Raw genomic sequence first — 15,820 nt, 5'->3', positions numbered from 1 at the left:
GGGCCGCCCCGGGAACTCCCGGGACGGCCCGCCGTCGTCGTGCGTGGGTCCTGCTACTCCTCGCCGGCCAGCGCGGTCGGCGGGGAGTCCGGCACCGGCTCGGACGGCTTGCGCTCACCGCGGAAGGTGAACTTGGCCTTGTCCGACCAGGCGTTGGAGCCCTCCTCCGCGGAGGTGTCGAGGCCCTCGACGTCGACGATGACGATCTGTCCGGCCTCGATCTCGCCGAACAGGATCTTCTCCGACAGCTGGTCCTCGATCTCCCGCTGGATCGTCCGGCGCAGCGGCCGGGCGCCCAGGACGGGGTCGAACCCGCGGTGGGCCAGCAGCTTCTTGGCGTTGTCGGTGAGCTCGATGCCCATGTCCTTGTTCGCCAGCTGCTTCTCCACCCGCCCGATCATCAGGTCGACCATCTGGATGATCTGTTCCTGGTTGAGCTGGTGGAAGACGATGATGTCGTCGATGCGGTTGAGGAACTCCGGCCTGAAGTGCTTCTTCAGCTCGTCGTTGACCTTCGTCTTCATCCGCTCGTAGTTCGACTTCTCGTCGCCGCCGGAGGAGAAGCCCAGCCCCACGGCCTTCGAGATGTCCTGGGTGCCCAGGTTCGAGGTGAAGATCAGCACGGTGTTCTTGAAGTCGACCGTGCGACCCTGGCCGTCGGTGAGACGGCCGTCCTCGAGCACCTGCAGGAGCGTGTTGTAGATCTCCTGGTGCGCCTTCTCGATCTCGTCGAACAGCACCACCGAGAACGGCTTGCGTCGCACCTTCTCGGTGAGCTGGCCGCCCTCCTCGTAGCCGACGTACCCGGGAGGGGCACCGAACAGCCGCGAGGCGGTGTAGCGGTCGTGGAACTCACCCATGTCGATCTGGATGAGGGCGTCGTCCTCGCCGAACAGGAAGTTCGCGAGCGCCTTGGACAGCTCGGTCTTACCGACACCGGACGGGCCGGCGAAGATGAACGAGCCGGACGGGCGCTTCGGGTCCTTCAGACCGGCGCGGGTACGACGGATCGCCTGCGAGACGGAGCGGACCGCGTCCTCCTGGCCGATGATCCGCTTGTGGACCTCGTCCTCCATCTTGAGCAGACGGGTCGTCTCCTCCTCGGTCAGCTTGAACACCGGGATGCCGGTCCAGTTCCCCAGCACCTCGGCGATCTGCTCGCCGTCGACCTCCGCGACGACGTCGAGGTCGCCCGACTTCCACTGCTTCTCGCGCTCGGCCTTCTCGCCGAGCAGGGTCTTCTCCTGGTCGCGCAGGTGCGCGGCCCGCTCGAAGTCCTGCGCGTCGATCGCCGACTCCTTGTCCCGGCGGACGTTCGCGATCTTCTCGTCGAACTCCCGCAGGTCCGGCGGAGCGGTCATCCGGCGGATGCGCATCCGGGCGCCGGCCTCGTCGATCAAGTCGATCGCCTTGTCCGGCAGGAAGCGGTCGTTGATGTAGCGGTCGGCCAGCGTCGCCGCCGAGGTCAGCGCGTCGTCGGTGATCGTGACGCGGTGGTGCGCCTCGTACCGGTCACGCAGCCCGCGCAGGATCTCGATCGTGTGCTCGACCGACGGCTCGGACACCTGGATCGGCTGGAAGCGGCGCTCCAGCGCGGGGTCCTTCTCGACGTACTTGCGGTACTCGTCGAGCGTCGTCGCACCGATGGTCTGCAGCTCGCCGCGGGCCAGCATCGGCTTGAGGATCGAGGCGGCGTCGATCGCGCCCTCGGCGGCACCCGCACCCACCAGGGTGTGGATCTCGTCGATGAACAGGATGATGTCGCCGCGGGTGCGGATCTCCTTGAGCACCTTCTTGAGGCGCTCCTCGAAGTCACCGCGGTAGCGGGAACCGGCGACCAGCGAGCCCAGGTCGAGGGTGTAGAGCTGCTTGTCCTTCAGCGTCTCCGGGACCTCGCCCTTGACGATCGCCTGGCCGAGGCCCTCGACGGCGGCGGTCTTGCCGACGCCGGCCTCACCGATCAGCACCGGGTTGTTCTTGGTCCTCCGCGAGAGGACCTGCATGATCCGCTCGATCTCCTTCTCCCGGCCGATGACCGGGTCCAGCTTGCCCTCGCGGGCCTGCTGGGTGAGGTTGCGACCGAACTGGTCCAGCACCAGCGACGAGGACGGGGTGCCCTCGCCACGGCCACCGGTGCCGCTCTCCTGCGGCTCCTTGCCCTGGTAGCCGGACAGCAGCTGGAGCACCTGCTGGCGGACACGGTTGAGGTCGGCGCCCAGCTTGACCAGCACCTGGGCCGCGACGCCCTCGCCCTCACGGATGAGCCCGAGCAGGATGTGCTCGGTCCCGATGTAGTTGTGGCCGAGCTGCAGCGCCTCGCGCAGCGACAGCTCCAGCACCTTCTTCGCCCGGGGGGTGAAGGGGATGTGGCCGGACGGGGCCTGCTGCCCCTGGCCGATGATCTCCTCGACCTGCTGTCGCACGCCCTCCAGAGCGATACCGAGGGACTCGAGCGCCTTCGCGGCGACGCCCTCTCCCTCGTGGATCAGGCCAAGGAGGATGTGCTCGGTCCCGATGTAGTTGTGGTTGAGCATCCGGGCCTCTTCTTGGGCCAGGACGACAACACGTCGCGCTCGGTCGGTGAACCTCTCGAACAATTCGCACTCCTTGCCTGCTGCGCCTCACTGACGGCGCGACCAGCATCTGTCGTACGGTCCGGGGCTCGCCCGAACCGACACTGCGCCCTCGCGTGACACCGCGCCAGGCCACCCTCGCGGGAGACCTCATACCACTGTATCGGTCGAAGGGGCCCCGGCGCCTCCACCTGACGTGCACCGGGGTACGTGCCGGCGGTAACACGGGGGACACCTGCCGTGTTCCCGGCGACTGTCAGCCGGTCGTGGCGGCGGCCTCCTCGCGTTCCCGCTCGGCCGCCTTGAACTGCCGGAACCCCTCCTCGTCGCGCCCGCGACGCCAGTAGCCGGAGATCGACAGGTCGTCCTTGGCGACGCCGCGCTCGCGGGTGAGATGCCTGCGGAGTTCGCGCACGGCGATCGCCTCGCCGTGCACGAAGGCGTGGACACGGCCGGGGAGGAACTCCAGATCCGCGACGACGGCGGGCAGCTGCTCCGAGTCCGGGTCGCCCCCGGCGTCGCTGCGGTACAGCCACCGCACGTCCACGTCGGGGCCGGTCGGCACGGCGATCTCGTCGCCGGGGGCCTCCACCTGCAGGACGGCGACGACCGGCCGGCCGGCCGGGATCCGCTCGAGCGCGGCGCAGATCGCGGGCAGCGCGGCCTCGTCGCCCACGAGCAGGTGCCAGTCGGCGTCCGGGTCCGGGGCGTAGGCGCCGCCCGGGCCGACCATCCGCAGCCGGTCGCCGGGGCGGGCCGCGGCCGCCCACGGGCCGGCGAGGCCGGTGTCGCCGTGGTGGACGAAGTCGATGACGAGCTCGCCGGCGGCGTGGTCGAGCGAGCGGACGGTGTAGGTCCGCTGGGCGGGCCACTGGTCACGCGGCAGCTCGGCGTGCACCCGGTCCATGTCCAGCGGCTCGGGGTACTCGACGCCGGGGAGCGGGAAGAGGATCTTGACGTAGCGGTCGGTGTACTCCGTGTCGGGGAACGCCGCCAGACCGTCGCCACCGGCGACGACGCGCACCATGTGCGGGCTCAGGCGTTCGGTGCGGAGCACCCGGAGATCGGTGACGGGGCGGGCCATCGGGCTGCCTCCCAACGACGAAGGGGAAGGGGCCGTCGCGACGGTACCCCTCCCCCGACCCCGTCGGTGAGGTAGACCTTAGTTCTCCTGGTGGTAGGCCTCGAGGACCTCGGCCGGGATGCGGCCGCGGTCGGAGACCTTCATTCCGCGGTTGCGGGCCCACTCGCGGATCGCCTGGTTCTGCTCGCGGTCGACCGACGGGCGGCGGGCCGCCGTGCTCGCCGAGCCGCTGCCGCGACGCCGGGTCGCGCCCCCGGCCCGGCGGGCCGCGGCGACGTAGTCGGCGAGCACGTCGCGCAGCTTCTTCGCGTTCCCGTCCGACAGGTCGATCTCGTAGTTGCGCCCGTCGATACCGAACTCGATCGTCTCGTCCGCCGCGTCACCGGTCAGATCGTCGACGAGCCGGACTTCCTTGATCTGCGCCATCTCCGCAGCCTCCTTGAATGGCCGAACACGTTCATGATGAGGGACCGGGGCCGACATCGGCGACTGCGCGACGCAATAGCAGGACGCAATACGACACCACCGGGTACCGGTTCCGACTCGAATCAGAGAGTATCCGAGAAATGATCGTGGCGTCGACCCGGGTCGGGAGAATGCGGCGAAACGAGCCCCACACCACTCGTACGGGTCCGACAAACACGACGTCCCCGGTCGCTGTTCGCGGCCGGGGACGTCGTCGGATGTGCGTTCGGAACCGGTTCAGGACTCCCCGCGGACCAGCGGGAACAGGATCGTCTCGCGGATTCCGAGGCCGGTCAGCGTCATCAGCAGACGGTCGATACCCATTCCCATGCCGCCGGTGGGCGGCATGCCGTACTCCATGGCACGCAGGAAGTCCTCGTCGAGCTGCATGGCCTCGGGGTCGCCCGCCGCGGCCTTGAGCGACTGGGCGTACAGGCGTTCCCGCTGCTCGACGGGGTCCACCAGCTCGGAGTAGGCCGTGGCCAGCTCCACCCCGAAGACGATGAGGTCCCAGGACTCCGACAGCCGGGGGTCGTCGCGGTGCGCACGGGTCAGCGGCCGCACCTCGACCGGGAAGTCCCGCACGAAGGTCGGCTCGAGCAGGGTGTGCTCGACCAGCTTCTCGAACAACTCGAGCACGATCTGGGCGGCCGTCGGATAATCGGTGATGTCGACGTCGTGCTCGTGCGCGATCCGTTGCAGTTCAGTCAGTTCGGTGTCCGGCGTCACATCCTGGCCGACGGCCTCGGACACCGATCCGTAGATGGTCACCGAACGCCACTCGCCACCGAGATCGTGCTCCGTGCCGTCGTGGTGGCGCACCGTGGTGGAACCGAACAGCGCCTGTGCCGAGGCCTGGATCAGCTCACGGGTCAGGACCGCCATGTCGTCGTAGGTCGCGTAGGCCTGGTAGGCCTCCAGCATCGCGAACTCCGGGGAATGCGTGGAGTCGATGCCCTCGTTCCGGAACACCCGGTTCAGCTCGAAGACGCGCTCGATACCGCCGACCACGCAACGCTTCAGGAACAGCTCCGGGGCGATCCGCAGATACAGATCGGAGTCGAGTGCGTTCGCGTGCGTGACGAACGGGCGCGCGGTGGCGCCGCCGTGCAGGTTCTGCAGCATCGGCGTCTCGACCTCGATGAAGTCGCGGCCGGTGAGCGACTCGCGGACGGTCCGCAGCACGGTGGACCGCGCGCGCACGGTCTCGCGGGCCTGCGGACGCAGGATGAGGTCGACGTAGCGCTGCCGGACCCGGTTCTCCTCGGAGAGCTCCTTGTGCGCGGTCGGCAGCGGCCGGACCGACTTCGCGGCGACCGACCACTCGTCGACCATCACCGAGAGCTCGCCCCGCCGCGAGGTGATGACCTCGCCGCGCACCGCGACGAAGTCACCCATGTCCACGACGGCCTTCCAGCCGGCCAGCGCGTCGGCGCCGACCCGGTCGAGCGACAGCATGGCCTGCAGCTCGGTGCCGTCGCCCTCGCGCAGCGTCGCGAAGCAGAGCTTGCCGGTGTTCCGCACGAAGATCACCCGGCCGGCGACGGCGACGGTCTCGCCCGTCGCGGTGTCCGCGGGCAGGTCCGGGTGGGCCTCGCGGACCTGGCGCAGCGAGTGCGTGCGGGGGACCTCGACGGGGTACGGGTCGGTGCCCGCGGCGATCAGCTCCGCGCGCTTGGCCCGGCGCACCCGCATCTGCTCGGGGAGGTCGGCCTCGGTCGCCGGGTCGGTCGGGGTGCCGGGAGTGTTCACGGCAGGTCAGGCTATCGGCGGTACCCGGGAGCGCCCGTCGTCACCCCCCTGACCGGCGACCGGCGCACGCGGCGGGCGTCGGGACCTCGCGCGGCGGCCGATCACCGGCCTACCGTGGGACGGTGCCCGACGACGAGGTGGACCGGGGCCGCACGTTCGGCGCCGTCGCCCCTGCCTACGACGACCACCGGCCCTCCTACCCCGACGCGGCCGTCGACCTGGCGCTGGCCGGGACCGGCCCGGGGCGGGTGCGGGTCCTCGACCTGGGCGCGGGGACCGGGAAGCTGACCCGGTCACTGGTGGCGCGCGGGCTCGGCGTCGTGGCGGTGGAACCGGACCCGGAGATGCTCGCGGTGCTGCGGGCACGCACCTCCGGCGCCGACGCCAGGGCCGGGTCCGCGGAGGCGATCCCGCTGCCCGACGGCGACGTCGACGCCGTGCTGGTCGGGCAGGCCCTGCACTGGTTCGACCTGGACCGGGCCGTACCGGAGATCGCCAGGGTGCTGCGCCCCGGCGGGGTGCTGGCCGGGCTGTGGAACAGCGGCGACCCCGACGTCGGCTGGGTCCGCGAGCTGGGCGAGCTGAGCGTGCACGGACGGCGGGTGCCCGACAACCCGGCCGGGGGTGGCAGCCCCACCCGGATGCCCGGCGAGCCCTGGTTCACCGACGCCCACCAGGAGCAGGTCACCTGGCCGCGGGCGACCGGCGTCGAGGAGCACGTCGCCGACATCGCCACCCACTCCTGGGCGCTCCTGAGCACCCCCGACGAGCGCGACGCGGTGTTCGCCGCCGTGCGCGGCTTCCTGCGCGAGCGGGTCGCCGACGCCGACGGCCGGTTCACGATGCCGATGCGCACCATCGTGTGGCGGGCCCGGCGCGCCTGAGCCCGTCAGCGGGTCCGGTGGTGACGCAGGTGGGTCAGCCGCAGCCCGTGCAGGGTCAGGTCCGGGACGTGGTGGGTGACGGTGTCGGCGCGCCCGTGCACGAGCTCCGCGAGCCCGCCGGTGACGATCACGCTGACCGGCAGCGCGTCGGGCCCCAGCTCGGCCAGGATCCGGCGGACCAGCCCGTCGACCTGTCCCGCCGCCCCGTAGAGCACCCCGGCCTGGACCGCCTCGACCGTCGTGCGGCCGATCACCGAGCGCGGCTCGACCAGGTCCACCGGCCGCAGCGACGACGCCCGCTCGGCCAGCGCCTGCATCGCGATGTCGACGCCCGGGGCCAGCGCGCCGCCGAGGAACTCGCCCTTCGCGGTGACCACGTCGATGTTCGTGCAGGTCCCGAGGTCGACGCAGATGCAGGTGGTGCCGAACAGGTGGTGCGCGGCGAGCGAGTTCACCACCCGGTCCGCGCCCACCTCGCGCGGGTGGTCCACCAGCAGCGGCACGCCGGTCCGCACCCCCGGCCCGACGACGAGCGTCCGCATCCGGTCCGACCAGCGCGCGAGCAGGGTGCGCAGCTCCCGCGACGGCCCGGGCACCGTGGACAGCGCGGCGACCGCGGTGACCTCGGGGAAGCGCGCGCCGAGCATCCCGGAGACGGTCAGGTCCAGCTCGTCGGCGGTGGCGGAGGTGTCGGTGCGCAGCCGCCAACGCCGCTCCGGCACCGGGTCGAGCCCCTCCGCATCGGTCCCGGTGTCGGGGTAGAGCCCCAGCGAGACGTGGGTGTTCCCGACGTCGATGCAGAGCAGCACCGCGTCGTCCCTACCGGGCCGCGCTGGTCAGCAGACCCGAGCCCGCCGGGGCGTGCCCCGGGTCGGCGCCCAGGTCCGCGATCCGGTTGTCGGCGTCGACGAAGACGACGCGCGGGCTGTAGTCGCGCAGCTCGGCCTCGTCGTAGGAGCCGTAGGAGATGAGGATGACCAGGTCACCGGGGTGCACCAGGTGCGCGGCGGCGCCGTTGATGCCGATCACCCCGGAGCCGGGCTCACCGGTGATCACGTAGGTCTCCAGGCGGGCGCCGTTGGTGATGTCGACGATGCTGACCTGCTCGCCCTCGAGGAGGTCGGCGGCCGCCATCAGGTCGGCGTCGACGGTGACCGAGCCGACGTAGTGCAGGTCGGCCTGCGTCACGGTGGCGCGGTGGATCTTGGACTTCATCATCGTGCGGTTCACGGCGGTTCTCCTCGGGAGGCGGTCAGAACGCGATGGGGGCGTTGTCGATGAGCCGGGTGGTGCCGACCCGGGCGGCGACGAGCAGGCGGCCGTCCCCGCACCCCGGAGCGGGAGCGGGGCCGAGGTCGGCGTCGCGCAGCTCCAGGTAGTCGACCTCGACCTCCGGCTCGGTCGCCAGCTCGGCGCGGGCGGCCTCCAGCACCGCGTCGTGCCCGCGGACCGACACCGCGGCACCGGCGGCCAGCGCCCGCGACAGCACGGCGGCGGCGCGACGCTGACCGGGGTCGAGGTAGACGTTGCGCGAGGACAGGGCCAGCCCGTCCTCCTCACGGACGGTCGGGACGCCGACGACCCGGGTCGGGAAGTCCAGGTCGCGCACCATCCGCCGGATCAGCGTGAGCTGCTGGTAGTCCTTCTCGCCGAACAGCGCGACGTCCGGGCCGACGATGTGGAACAGCTTCGACACGACGGTGAGGACGCCGTCGAAGTGGCCCGTGCGGGAGGCGCCCTCCAGCTCGTCGCCGAGCGGTCCTGCGGTGACCCGGGTCTGTGAGCCCGGCGGGTACATGTGCTCGACCTGCGGGGTGAACACCAGCTCGACGCCCTCGTCGCGGCAGGCGTCGAGGTCGGCCTCGATCGGGCGCGGGTAGCGGTCGAGGTCCTCGTCCGCACCGAACTGCAGCGGGTTCACGAAGATCGACACGACCGGGACGACGGCGCCGGGGATCCGCTTGGCGTGCCGGATCAGCTCGCGGTGGCCCTCGTGCAGCGCGCCCATCGTGGGGACGAGGACGACCTTGCGGCCGGCGCCGCGCAGCGCACGGGTGACCGCGGAGAGCTTCGCCGGGTCGCTGTGCACGGTCAGCCGGCCGGTGCCGTACCCGTTCCGGGTGGAGCCGGGGGTGCTCACTTCTCCTCCAGTGCGGTCTCGATGTCGCGGACGCCGTCGGGCCCGAGGAGCCCGGCGGCGGCGGCGCGGTGGGCGGTCCGCCCGGCCAGCGCGCGGTAGACGGCGGCCAGGTCGGGGTCGGCGTCGCCGATGCGGGCCAGATGGGTCCGGACGGTGCCGGCGTCGCCGCGGGCGACCGGTCCGGTCAGCGCGCGGTCGCCGTGACGCAGCGCGTTGTCCAGCGCGGCCGACAGCAGCGGCGCGACCAGACGCTCCGCGGGCGCGATGCCCGCGGTCTCCAGCAGCTGCACGCAGTCCCCGACCAGCGTGGTCAGATGGTTGGCGCCGTGGGCGAGTGCGGCGTGGTACAGCGGACGCATCGCCTCCGGGATGCGGACGGGCTCGGCCGACATCTCCAGCACGAGCGCCTCGGCGACGCTCCAGCCGACGGCGTCGCGCGGGTCGCCGTGCTCCGGGTCGCCGGGCGCGGTGACGCCGATGCAGCAGGCGGCGAGCCGTTCGACGTCCTCGGGGCGGCCGGTCACGGTCATCGCCGGGTGCAGCGCCAGCGGCAGTACGCCCTGCTCCGTCGCGGGGTCCAGCACCGCGACGCCGCGCGACCCCGCCGTGTGGACGGCGATCTGGCCCGGGCGGAAGCAGCCGGCGGCGGCGAGGCCGCGGACCAGGCCGGGCAGCACGTCGTCGGGGACGGCGAGCAGGACCAGGTCGGCACGGGAGCAGACCTCGTCGGGCGGGAGCAGGGGGACGTCGGGGAGCAGGGTCTCCGCCCGGCGCACCGAGGCCTGCGAGACCCCCGATGCGGCGACGACGACGTGGCCCGCACGGGCGAGCGCCGCACCGAGCACCGCGCCGACCCGACCGGCCGAGACCACCCCGACCGCGAGCCGCGCGGGGCGACCGCCATCGATCGCAGAGTCCATCACGAGAATCCGTTTCCTCCCGTTCCGGTCCTGGAGGCTTATTCAGGCTCCGTCAGGTAAGTGTGTAGAAGATGAGTCCGATGACTGCCGAGATTGTCGTTTTAAATGTGGCGTAGGGCCGCCGGTAGTCTGTGTGGAGAACTTTCCACGTTTTGATATGGGCGATGACTCGTTCGATGGTGGCGCGTGTGTGGTTGAGGCTCTTGTTGAATGTTTTTTGCCAGTCGAGAAGTTCCCGGCCGGGTGGTTTTTTGAACGGGGTGAGCATGCCGCGCCCGATGTATCCTTTATCGCCGATCGGGGGGTATGTGGCGAGGTGGTCGAGGGCGCCGGATTGGTCGAGGCAATATAGGTCGTGTCGGGAGCCTGGGGTCGGGTCGGAGATCCACGACAGCTGCCCTTCCAGGGTGGCTGCGACCTGGACGACGACGCCGGTGGTGCGATGCTTGCCCGACCACAGACCCGGCACCGCGGCCCATGACCAGCAGGGCAGCAAGGTTCCATCGATGATGTACTGCCGATCGGCACGAAGCTCCTCTGCCGTCGGAACGACACTCCGCAGCGCCTGTGCCAGCAACGGTGTCACCCCCGTGATCGCTCGACTAACCGTCGACTGCGACACCCCATAGGTTTCCGCCAACTCCCACTGCACACGATTCCCGCGCAGATACGCCAACGTGATCACCACCGACCAGAACAACCCCAGAACCGGCGGCCAAGACAAACATGCCTCCGTCGCGTCCCGCTGATCCTGCTCATACACTATAGCGACAAGATCCTGAATTTCATCACGCCGGAAACCAGTGGTATAGTACATACTGCGGCAGCCCGTTCATCTCGGATTGATTCGGCAAACCAATATTCGCGATGGACGGGCTGTCGCCCAACCCGACACGCCGGGCTAGATCGTTATTTCACGGGGCCTGAATAAGCCTCCTGGTGGGGTACCGGTCGGGCAATCCGCGGTCGGCGCGACCTCCGGTGGCCGCGCGCCGGACGCGAGGGTAGACGGGCCCCGGGTCCGGGGCGCGCTCCTGAGACCGGCCTCACCCCGGCCCCGCCCGTGATCGACGGTCGTGGAGGGGAGGGTTCGCGAGGCGGACGCAGGGCTCCACGACCGGTGATCACCGGCTGGTGGTCAGCGGGGGCGGTCCGGCTCGTCGTCCGGGCGGCGCATCGGGCGGGTCGGGCCGGGGTCGGACGGGTCGTCGTGGTGGCGGCCCCGGTGCTCGGTGGCCGGGGACTCGGGGCGGCCGACGGGCCGGGTGACGTCCTCTCCCGGGCCCGGACCGGGGCTCGCCGGCCCGGTACCTGGCCCCGGACCGGGGACGGGAGGCCCGGACGTGCCGGAGCGGAACCCGCGCCCAGCGCCGTCGTGCCCGGCGGAGCGGGCCGTGGTGGAACCGGATCCTCCCGAACCGGGTCCTCCCGAGCCGGGCCCTCCCGAGCCGGGCCCTCCGGAGCCTGCCGCCGGGGAAGCCGGGGCCGGGGAGCCGGACTGTGCGGGCCGAGCCCCCGGGGAGCCGGGGGCCCGGGAGCCGGTGCCGGAGCCGCTGCCGAGGCCGGGGCGCGCGGTCGGGTCCTGTGGGCGACCGGGAGCCCCCGGGCCACCGGCAGGCCGGGTGTCCGGCGCCGGCGGGGTGGTGCTCCGCCGGGCTTCCGCCCACCGGGGCGGGCGCAGCTCGTCGGGCCGTCCCCACGGCGCGGCGGCCGCCAGGGTGACGGGGCCGGGCGGGAGCGGCGGTACGGGCGGGCCGGCGGCGGCCGAGCCGCCGCCGTCGGGGAAGGTCGGGACGCGGAACTGGCCCGAGAAGCTGCCGTCCGGCGCGGCCGGGGGCGGCGGCTCCCAGTCCGACGGACGCTGCCGTGCCCAGGCTGCGACCAGCGCCTCCGGCACCCCGACGGCGACGGCGCGGGCCCGCAGCAGCGCGGCCAGCTTCTCGTCGTGCAGGGCGTGGGCGCTCTCCCGCACCGCGCCGCGCGCGATCCGGTTCCGCATGAACGCGAGCTCCGTGACCGCGGACTGGTAGTCGGCGACGGCCTTCGCCGCGGCCGTGCCGGAGCGGCGCCGCACCAGCGTGCGCCAGCCCCTCCGCCGGGACAGCCGGGCCAGCAGGGGCACCTCGCTGGGCGCGATCCACCCCGCGGCGGCGAACCCGGGCAGCTGGGCGGCGACGATCCGCGCCTCGCGGCGACGGGCGAACACCACGAGCAGGATCAGCCCCACGAAGATCGGGACCATCACGAACAGGTAGATCTGGTAGAAGCCGCCGGGCGTCGCGGCCAGCACCGACGCGCCGTTCCAGAGCGCGTGCAGCACCACCGCGGCGACGTAGCCGGCGATCATCGCCAGCACCCGGACCCCGATGCTGCGGCTGGCCGCCGCGATCCCGGCCGCGATGCCGATCATGCAGGTGAACAGCGGGTGCGCGAACGGCGAGGCGACGCCGCGGACGAACAGCGTCGCGAGGACCCCGGCCGACTCCGGCTCGGACACCGCGCGGCCCAGGTAGAGGATGTTCTCGCTGAACGCGAACCCGGCGGCGACGATCCCGGCGTAGACGACGCCGTCGACGATCCCGTCGAACTCACGGCGCCGGAACACCAGGAGCCCGATCAGGAACAGCCCCTTGGTGAACTCCTCGACGACCGGGGCGACCACGACCGGGCCGAACAGGTCACCCGCGCCGCGCCCGGCGGCCGCGTCGAGCACCGCCGAGGCGCTCGTGTTGATCAGCAGGGCGACCAGTGCGGCGAACCCGGCGCCCCAGAGGAACGCCCCCATCAGCATCCGAGGCGGCTCGGGCTCCCAGCGGTCCACCCAGAGGAACGCCGCCACCACCGGCACGACCGGCAGCAGCGCGGCCAGGGTCCCGACGACCACTCCCGGCGTCCCGATCGCGCGTTGCAGCACCCCGAGCGTGATCACCGCGAGCAGGGCCAGCACCACCAGGCCCACGACCGGCAGCAGCACGCCCCGGCGCTTGGCCGACGGCGCCGGCACCGGGGCGTACGGGCGGCCGAGCGTCGGGGACGTCATGACCCTCCAGCGTAGAGAACCGCCCCCCGCTGCGCGGGGGGACGCGCCTCAGCCGGCACGGATCCCACCGTCGGTGTCGTCCGGGTCGTCGGGGGAACGACAGCAGTACTCCAGCCAGAACGCGGCGCCGACCAGCAGCAGCGCGCTGACCACGCCGACCCCGGCGACGACGCTGTCCCGGAACGCGGCCACCACGACCGCGGCCCGCGGCAGCGTGTGCATCAGCACGCCCACCCACAACCCGGCGACGACAGCGCCCCCGACAGCGGAGGCCTTCGCGAGCAGCACCGCCCGAGCCGCGACGAGCGGCGGCACCGGCGCGGCCCCGTTCCGGCGGTCGATCCGGCGCCGCAGCACGACACCGCCCGCGGCCTCGGCGGCGGCGAGCACCGCGACGACGACCGCCGCGGCGACCGGCAACGTCGGCAGCATCCCGTAGGTCAGCTGGACGAGAATGTTGCCGAGCAGGGCCGCGACCACCGCAATGGCGGCGACGTCGCGGACCCGGGTCGGGCGCACGGTCGGGCGCGGGTCGTCGTCCGGGCCGTGCCCGGAGCGCCGACCGCCCGGTCCGGGCGCGGTCATGCCGGGTCCCGCAGCACGACGTCGTCGCGGCGGTGCACGCCCGCGCAGCCGTCCGGGCCGAGCCGGTCCAGCAGGTCGGCGACCGGGCCGTGCCCGTGCAGGACGGCGCCGGGCTCGGCGAGTAGCCACGGCAGCAGCACGGTGGCCCGGTCGGGGGTGCCGGGGTGCGGCAGGAGCAGCTCCGGGTCGTCCGAGGTCACCGGGGCGCCGTCGTCGGTCACCTGCACGATGTCGACGTCGAGGGTGCGCGGCCCCCACCGCTGCTCGCGGACCCGGCCCGAGGCGTCCTCGAGGGCCTGCCCGCGGCGCAGCCAGCCCCGGGCGTCGAGTGCCGGGTCGTCGGCGACGAGCACCGCGTTGAGGAAGTCCGGTTGGTCGGTCACGCCCCAGGGCGCCGTCTCGAACACCGGCGACACCGCCACGACGGCCGCCCCCAGGTCCGCAACGACCGTGCGCAGGTGCGCGGCCCGGTCGCCCAGGTTGGAGCCGAGGGACAGGACCGCGCGGGTCACGCCCGGCTCCGGGCCAGGACCACCGCGACGTCGTCGAAGGTCAGCGGGATCGGCGCCGACGGCTTGTGCAGCGTCACCTCGACGGCCGCGATCCGGGCGTCGAAGTCGAGCACGGCCTGCGCGATCTCCCCGGCGACGGCCTCGATCAGGTCGCGGGCCGGGCCGCCGACGATGCCCGCGGCCAGCTCGGCGAGCTCGCCGTAGTGCAGCGTGTCGGCCAGGTCGTCCGAGGCGGCGGCGGGCGCGAGGTCGGCGTGCACCACCAGGTCGACGACGAACTCCTGGCCGTCGCGGCGCTCGTGGTCGAACACGCCGTGGTGGCCGCGGACCCGCAGCCCCCGCAGCTCGATCCGGTCGCTCACCGCCCGGTCTCCCGCGGGGAGCGGGCGCGCGAGGCGCCGAGCCGGCAGGCGGCCGCGACCGCGATGGCGTCCATCGTGGACTCGACGTCGTGCACCCGCACACCCCAGGCGCCCGCGTTCGCCGCGAGCGCGCTGATCGCGGCGGTCGCGATGTCGCGGCCCGCCGGCGTGCGCGGATCGCCGTCGGCCGAGGCCAGCAGCTCGCCGAGGAACCGCTTGCGCGAGGCCCCGACCAGCACCGGGAAGCCCAGGTCGACGAACACGTCCAGCCGCCGCAGCAGCGCCCAGTTGTGCGAGGCGTTCTTGGCGAACCCGAGGCCGGGGTCGAGCACGATCCGGCCGGGGTCGACCCCGGCCATCACGGCGTGGTCGACCCGGGCGACGAGCTCGGACCGGACCTCGCCGATCACGTCCTCGTAGCCCGCGAGCTGCGCCATCCCGGCGCTGTGCCCGCGCCAGTGCATGATCACCCAGGGCGTCCGGGACTCGGCGACGACCGCGGCCATCCGCGGGTCGGCGAGGCCACCGGAGACGTCGTTGACCATCGCCGCACCGGCCTCGACGCAGGCCAGGGCGACCTCGGACCGGGTCGTGTCGACGCTGACCCGCACGCCCGCGGCGACGAGTTCGCGCACCACGGGCAGCACGCGCTCCCGCTCGGTCTCCGCGTCGATCCGCTGCGCGCCGGGCCGGGTCGACTCCCCGCCGACGTCGACGAGGTCGGCGCCGGCGTCGCGCATCGCGACGCCGTGCGCGACGGCGTGCGACCGGTCGACGTAGCGGCCGCCGTCGGAGAACGAGTCGGGGGTGACGTTCAGGATCCCCATGACCGCGCAGCGGCCGAGCTCGGGCAGCGCCCCGCCGGGGGCGACCACGTCAGCGCCCCCTGATCAGCGACAACGCCTCCGCGCGGGAGGACGCCGAGCTCTTGAACAGCCCGCGCACCGCCGAGGTGGTCGTGCGCGACCCCGGCTTGCGGATGCCGCGCATGGCCATGCACAGGTGCTCGGCCTCCAGCACGACGATCACCGCGCGCGGGTTCAGCTTGCGCACCAGCGCGTCGGCGATCTGCGCGGTCAGCCGCTCCTGCACCTGCGGGCGCTTGGCGTACAGATCCACCACCCGGGCCAGCTTGGACAGGCCGGTGACCTGCCCGTCGACGGCCGGGATGTAGCCGACGTGGGCCACTCCGTGGAAGGGCACCAGGTGGTGCTCGCAGGTGGAGAACATCGGGATGTCCTTGACCAGGACGAGCTCGCCGTGGCCCTCGTCGAACGTCTTCTCCAGCACCGAGTCCGGGTCGACGAACAGCCCGGCGAAGATCTCGCCGTAGGCGCGCGCGACCCGGGCCGGGGTCTCCTTGAGGCCCTCGCGGTCCGGGTCCTCCCCGACCGCGATCAGCAGCTCGCGGACGGCGCGTTCCGCACGGTCCAGGTCGATCCCGCCGGGCACGGCCTGGGTCACCCCGGCCGCCACCGCGGCGGACTCCACCGGACCGAGGCG

Annotated in this window: 16 protein-coding genes; 1 reads left to right on the top strand and 15 read right to left on the bottom strand. The window is 72.8% G+C overall.

All coding sequences use genetic code 11. The features are described from left to right. Positions 1 to 53: 53 nt before the first annotated feature. From KPL59_RS19855 to lysS, 4 genes are all read right to left on the bottom strand, one after another. Entirely contained in the window at positions 54 to 2,597 is a 2,544-nt protein-coding gene (locus KPL59_RS19855; protein ID WP_060714044.1) for an ATP-dependent Clp protease ATP-binding subunit, read from the bottom strand. A gap of 232 nt (positions 2,598 to 2,829) precedes the next feature. Further along, positions 2,830 to 3,657 carry a siderophore-interacting protein gene (locus tag KPL59_RS19850; RefSeq protein WP_075309669.1) on the bottom strand — a complete coding sequence of 276 codons (828 nt, stop codon included), beginning with the start codon at positions 3,655 to 3,657 and terminating at the stop codon, positions 2,830 to 2,832. A 78-nt stretch (positions 3,658 to 3,735) separates the two neighbouring features. Further along, positions 3,736 to 4,083 carry an Lsr2 family protein gene (locus KPL59_RS19845; RefSeq protein WP_020622267.1) on the bottom strand — a complete coding sequence of 116 codons (348 nt, stop codon included), beginning with the start codon at positions 4,081 to 4,083 and terminating at the stop codon, positions 3,736 to 3,738. A 276-nt stretch (positions 4,084 to 4,359) separates the two neighbouring features. Further along, the gene (gene lysS, locus KPL59_RS19840; RefSeq protein ID WP_226362111.1) at positions 4,360 to 5,817 is read right to left on the bottom strand and encodes a lysine--tRNA ligase; all 1,458 of its coding nucleotides are present in this window, start codon (positions 5,815 to 5,817) and stop codon (positions 4,360 to 4,362) included. Between the two features lie 179 nt (positions 5,818 to 5,996). Between lysS and KPL59_RS19835 the strand changes: the two genes are divergently transcribed. After that, entirely contained in the window at positions 5,997 to 6,758 is a 762-nt protein-coding gene (locus tag KPL59_RS19835) for a class I SAM-dependent methyltransferase (protein ID WP_226361640.1), read from the top strand. 5 nt (positions 6,759 to 6,763) lie between these two features. On the opposite strand, the gene KPL59_RS19830 is transcribed toward KPL59_RS19835, so the two are convergent. From KPL59_RS19830 to folE, 11 genes are all read right to left on the bottom strand, one after another. Further along, the gene (locus KPL59_RS19830; protein ID WP_020622270.1) at positions 6,764 to 7,567 is read right to left on the bottom strand and encodes a type III pantothenate kinase; all 804 of its coding nucleotides are present in this window, start codon (positions 7,565 to 7,567) and stop codon (positions 6,764 to 6,766) included. A 10-nt stretch (positions 7,568 to 7,577) separates the two neighbouring features. Next, a complete protein-coding gene (gene panD / locus KPL59_RS19825) occupies positions 7,578 to 7,988 on the bottom strand; it encodes an aspartate 1-decarboxylase (RefSeq protein WP_020622271.1) in 411 nt (136 codons plus the stop codon). A 22-nt stretch (positions 7,989 to 8,010) separates the two neighbouring features. After that, entirely contained in the window at positions 8,011 to 8,898 is an 888-nt protein-coding gene (gene panC / locus KPL59_RS19820) for a pantoate--beta-alanine ligase (protein ID WP_374111641.1), read from the bottom strand. After that, entirely contained in the window at positions 8,895 to 9,818 is a 924-nt protein-coding gene (locus KPL59_RS19815) for a Rossmann-like and DUF2520 domain-containing protein (RefSeq protein ID WP_020622273.1), read from the bottom strand. The genes panC and KPL59_RS19815 overlap by 4 nt, the downstream gene beginning before the upstream one ends. A gap of 52 nt (positions 9,819 to 9,870) precedes the next feature. Then, positions 9,871 to 10,635: a transposase gene (locus KPL59_RS19810; RefSeq protein ID WP_226359754.1), complete on the bottom strand. Its 765-nt coding sequence runs from the start codon at positions 10,633 to 10,635 to the stop codon at positions 9,871 to 9,873. Between the two features lie 321 nt (positions 10,636 to 10,956). Continuing rightward, positions 10,957 to 12,858, bottom strand: a complete 1,902-nt coding sequence (locus KPL59_RS19805; RefSeq protein WP_226361639.1) for a PrsW family intramembrane metalloprotease — start codon at positions 12,856 to 12,858, stop codon at positions 10,957 to 10,959. A gap of 48 nt (positions 12,859 to 12,906) precedes the next feature. After that, complete coding sequence (locus tag KPL59_RS19800; RefSeq protein WP_226353356.1) at positions 12,907 to 13,443, bottom strand: DUF3180 domain-containing protein; 537 nt, start codon at positions 13,441 to 13,443, stop codon at positions 12,907 to 12,909. Continuing rightward, positions 13,440 to 13,955 (bottom strand): 2-amino-4-hydroxy-6-hydroxymethyldihydropteridine diphosphokinase, encoded by a 516-nt coding sequence (gene folK, locus KPL59_RS19795; protein ID WP_226353357.1) that lies wholly within the window; start codon positions 13,953 to 13,955, stop codon positions 13,440 to 13,442. Before folK ends, KPL59_RS19800 begins: the two co-directional genes overlap by 4 nt. Continuing rightward, positions 13,952 to 14,317, bottom strand: a complete 366-nt coding sequence (gene folB / locus KPL59_RS19790) for a dihydroneopterin aldolase (protein ID WP_226353358.1) — start codon at positions 14,315 to 14,317, stop codon at positions 13,952 to 13,954. The genes folK and folB overlap by 4 nt, the downstream gene beginning before the upstream one ends. After that, entirely contained in the window at positions 14,314 to 15,144 is an 831-nt protein-coding gene (gene folP, locus KPL59_RS19785) for a dihydropteroate synthase (protein WP_226353364.1), read from the bottom strand. Before folP ends, folB begins: the two co-directional genes overlap by 4 nt. Positions 15,145 to 15,193: 49 nt before the next feature. Beyond that, positions 15,194 to 15,808 (bottom strand): GTP cyclohydrolase I FolE, encoded by a 615-nt coding sequence (gene folE, locus KPL59_RS19780; protein ID WP_020626238.1) that lies wholly within the window; start codon positions 15,806 to 15,808, stop codon positions 15,194 to 15,196. Between the last annotated feature and the right edge of the window lie 12 nt (positions 15,809 to 15,820).

This window comes from Pseudonocardia sp. ICBG1142 (genome assembly GCF_020496255.1).
GTDB lineage: Bacteria > Actinomycetota > Actinomycetes > Mycobacteriales > Pseudonocardiaceae > Pseudonocardia.
The sequence above is the reverse complement of the archived record's forward strand: the minus strand, read 5'-3'. Positions and strand labels throughout refer to the sequence as shown.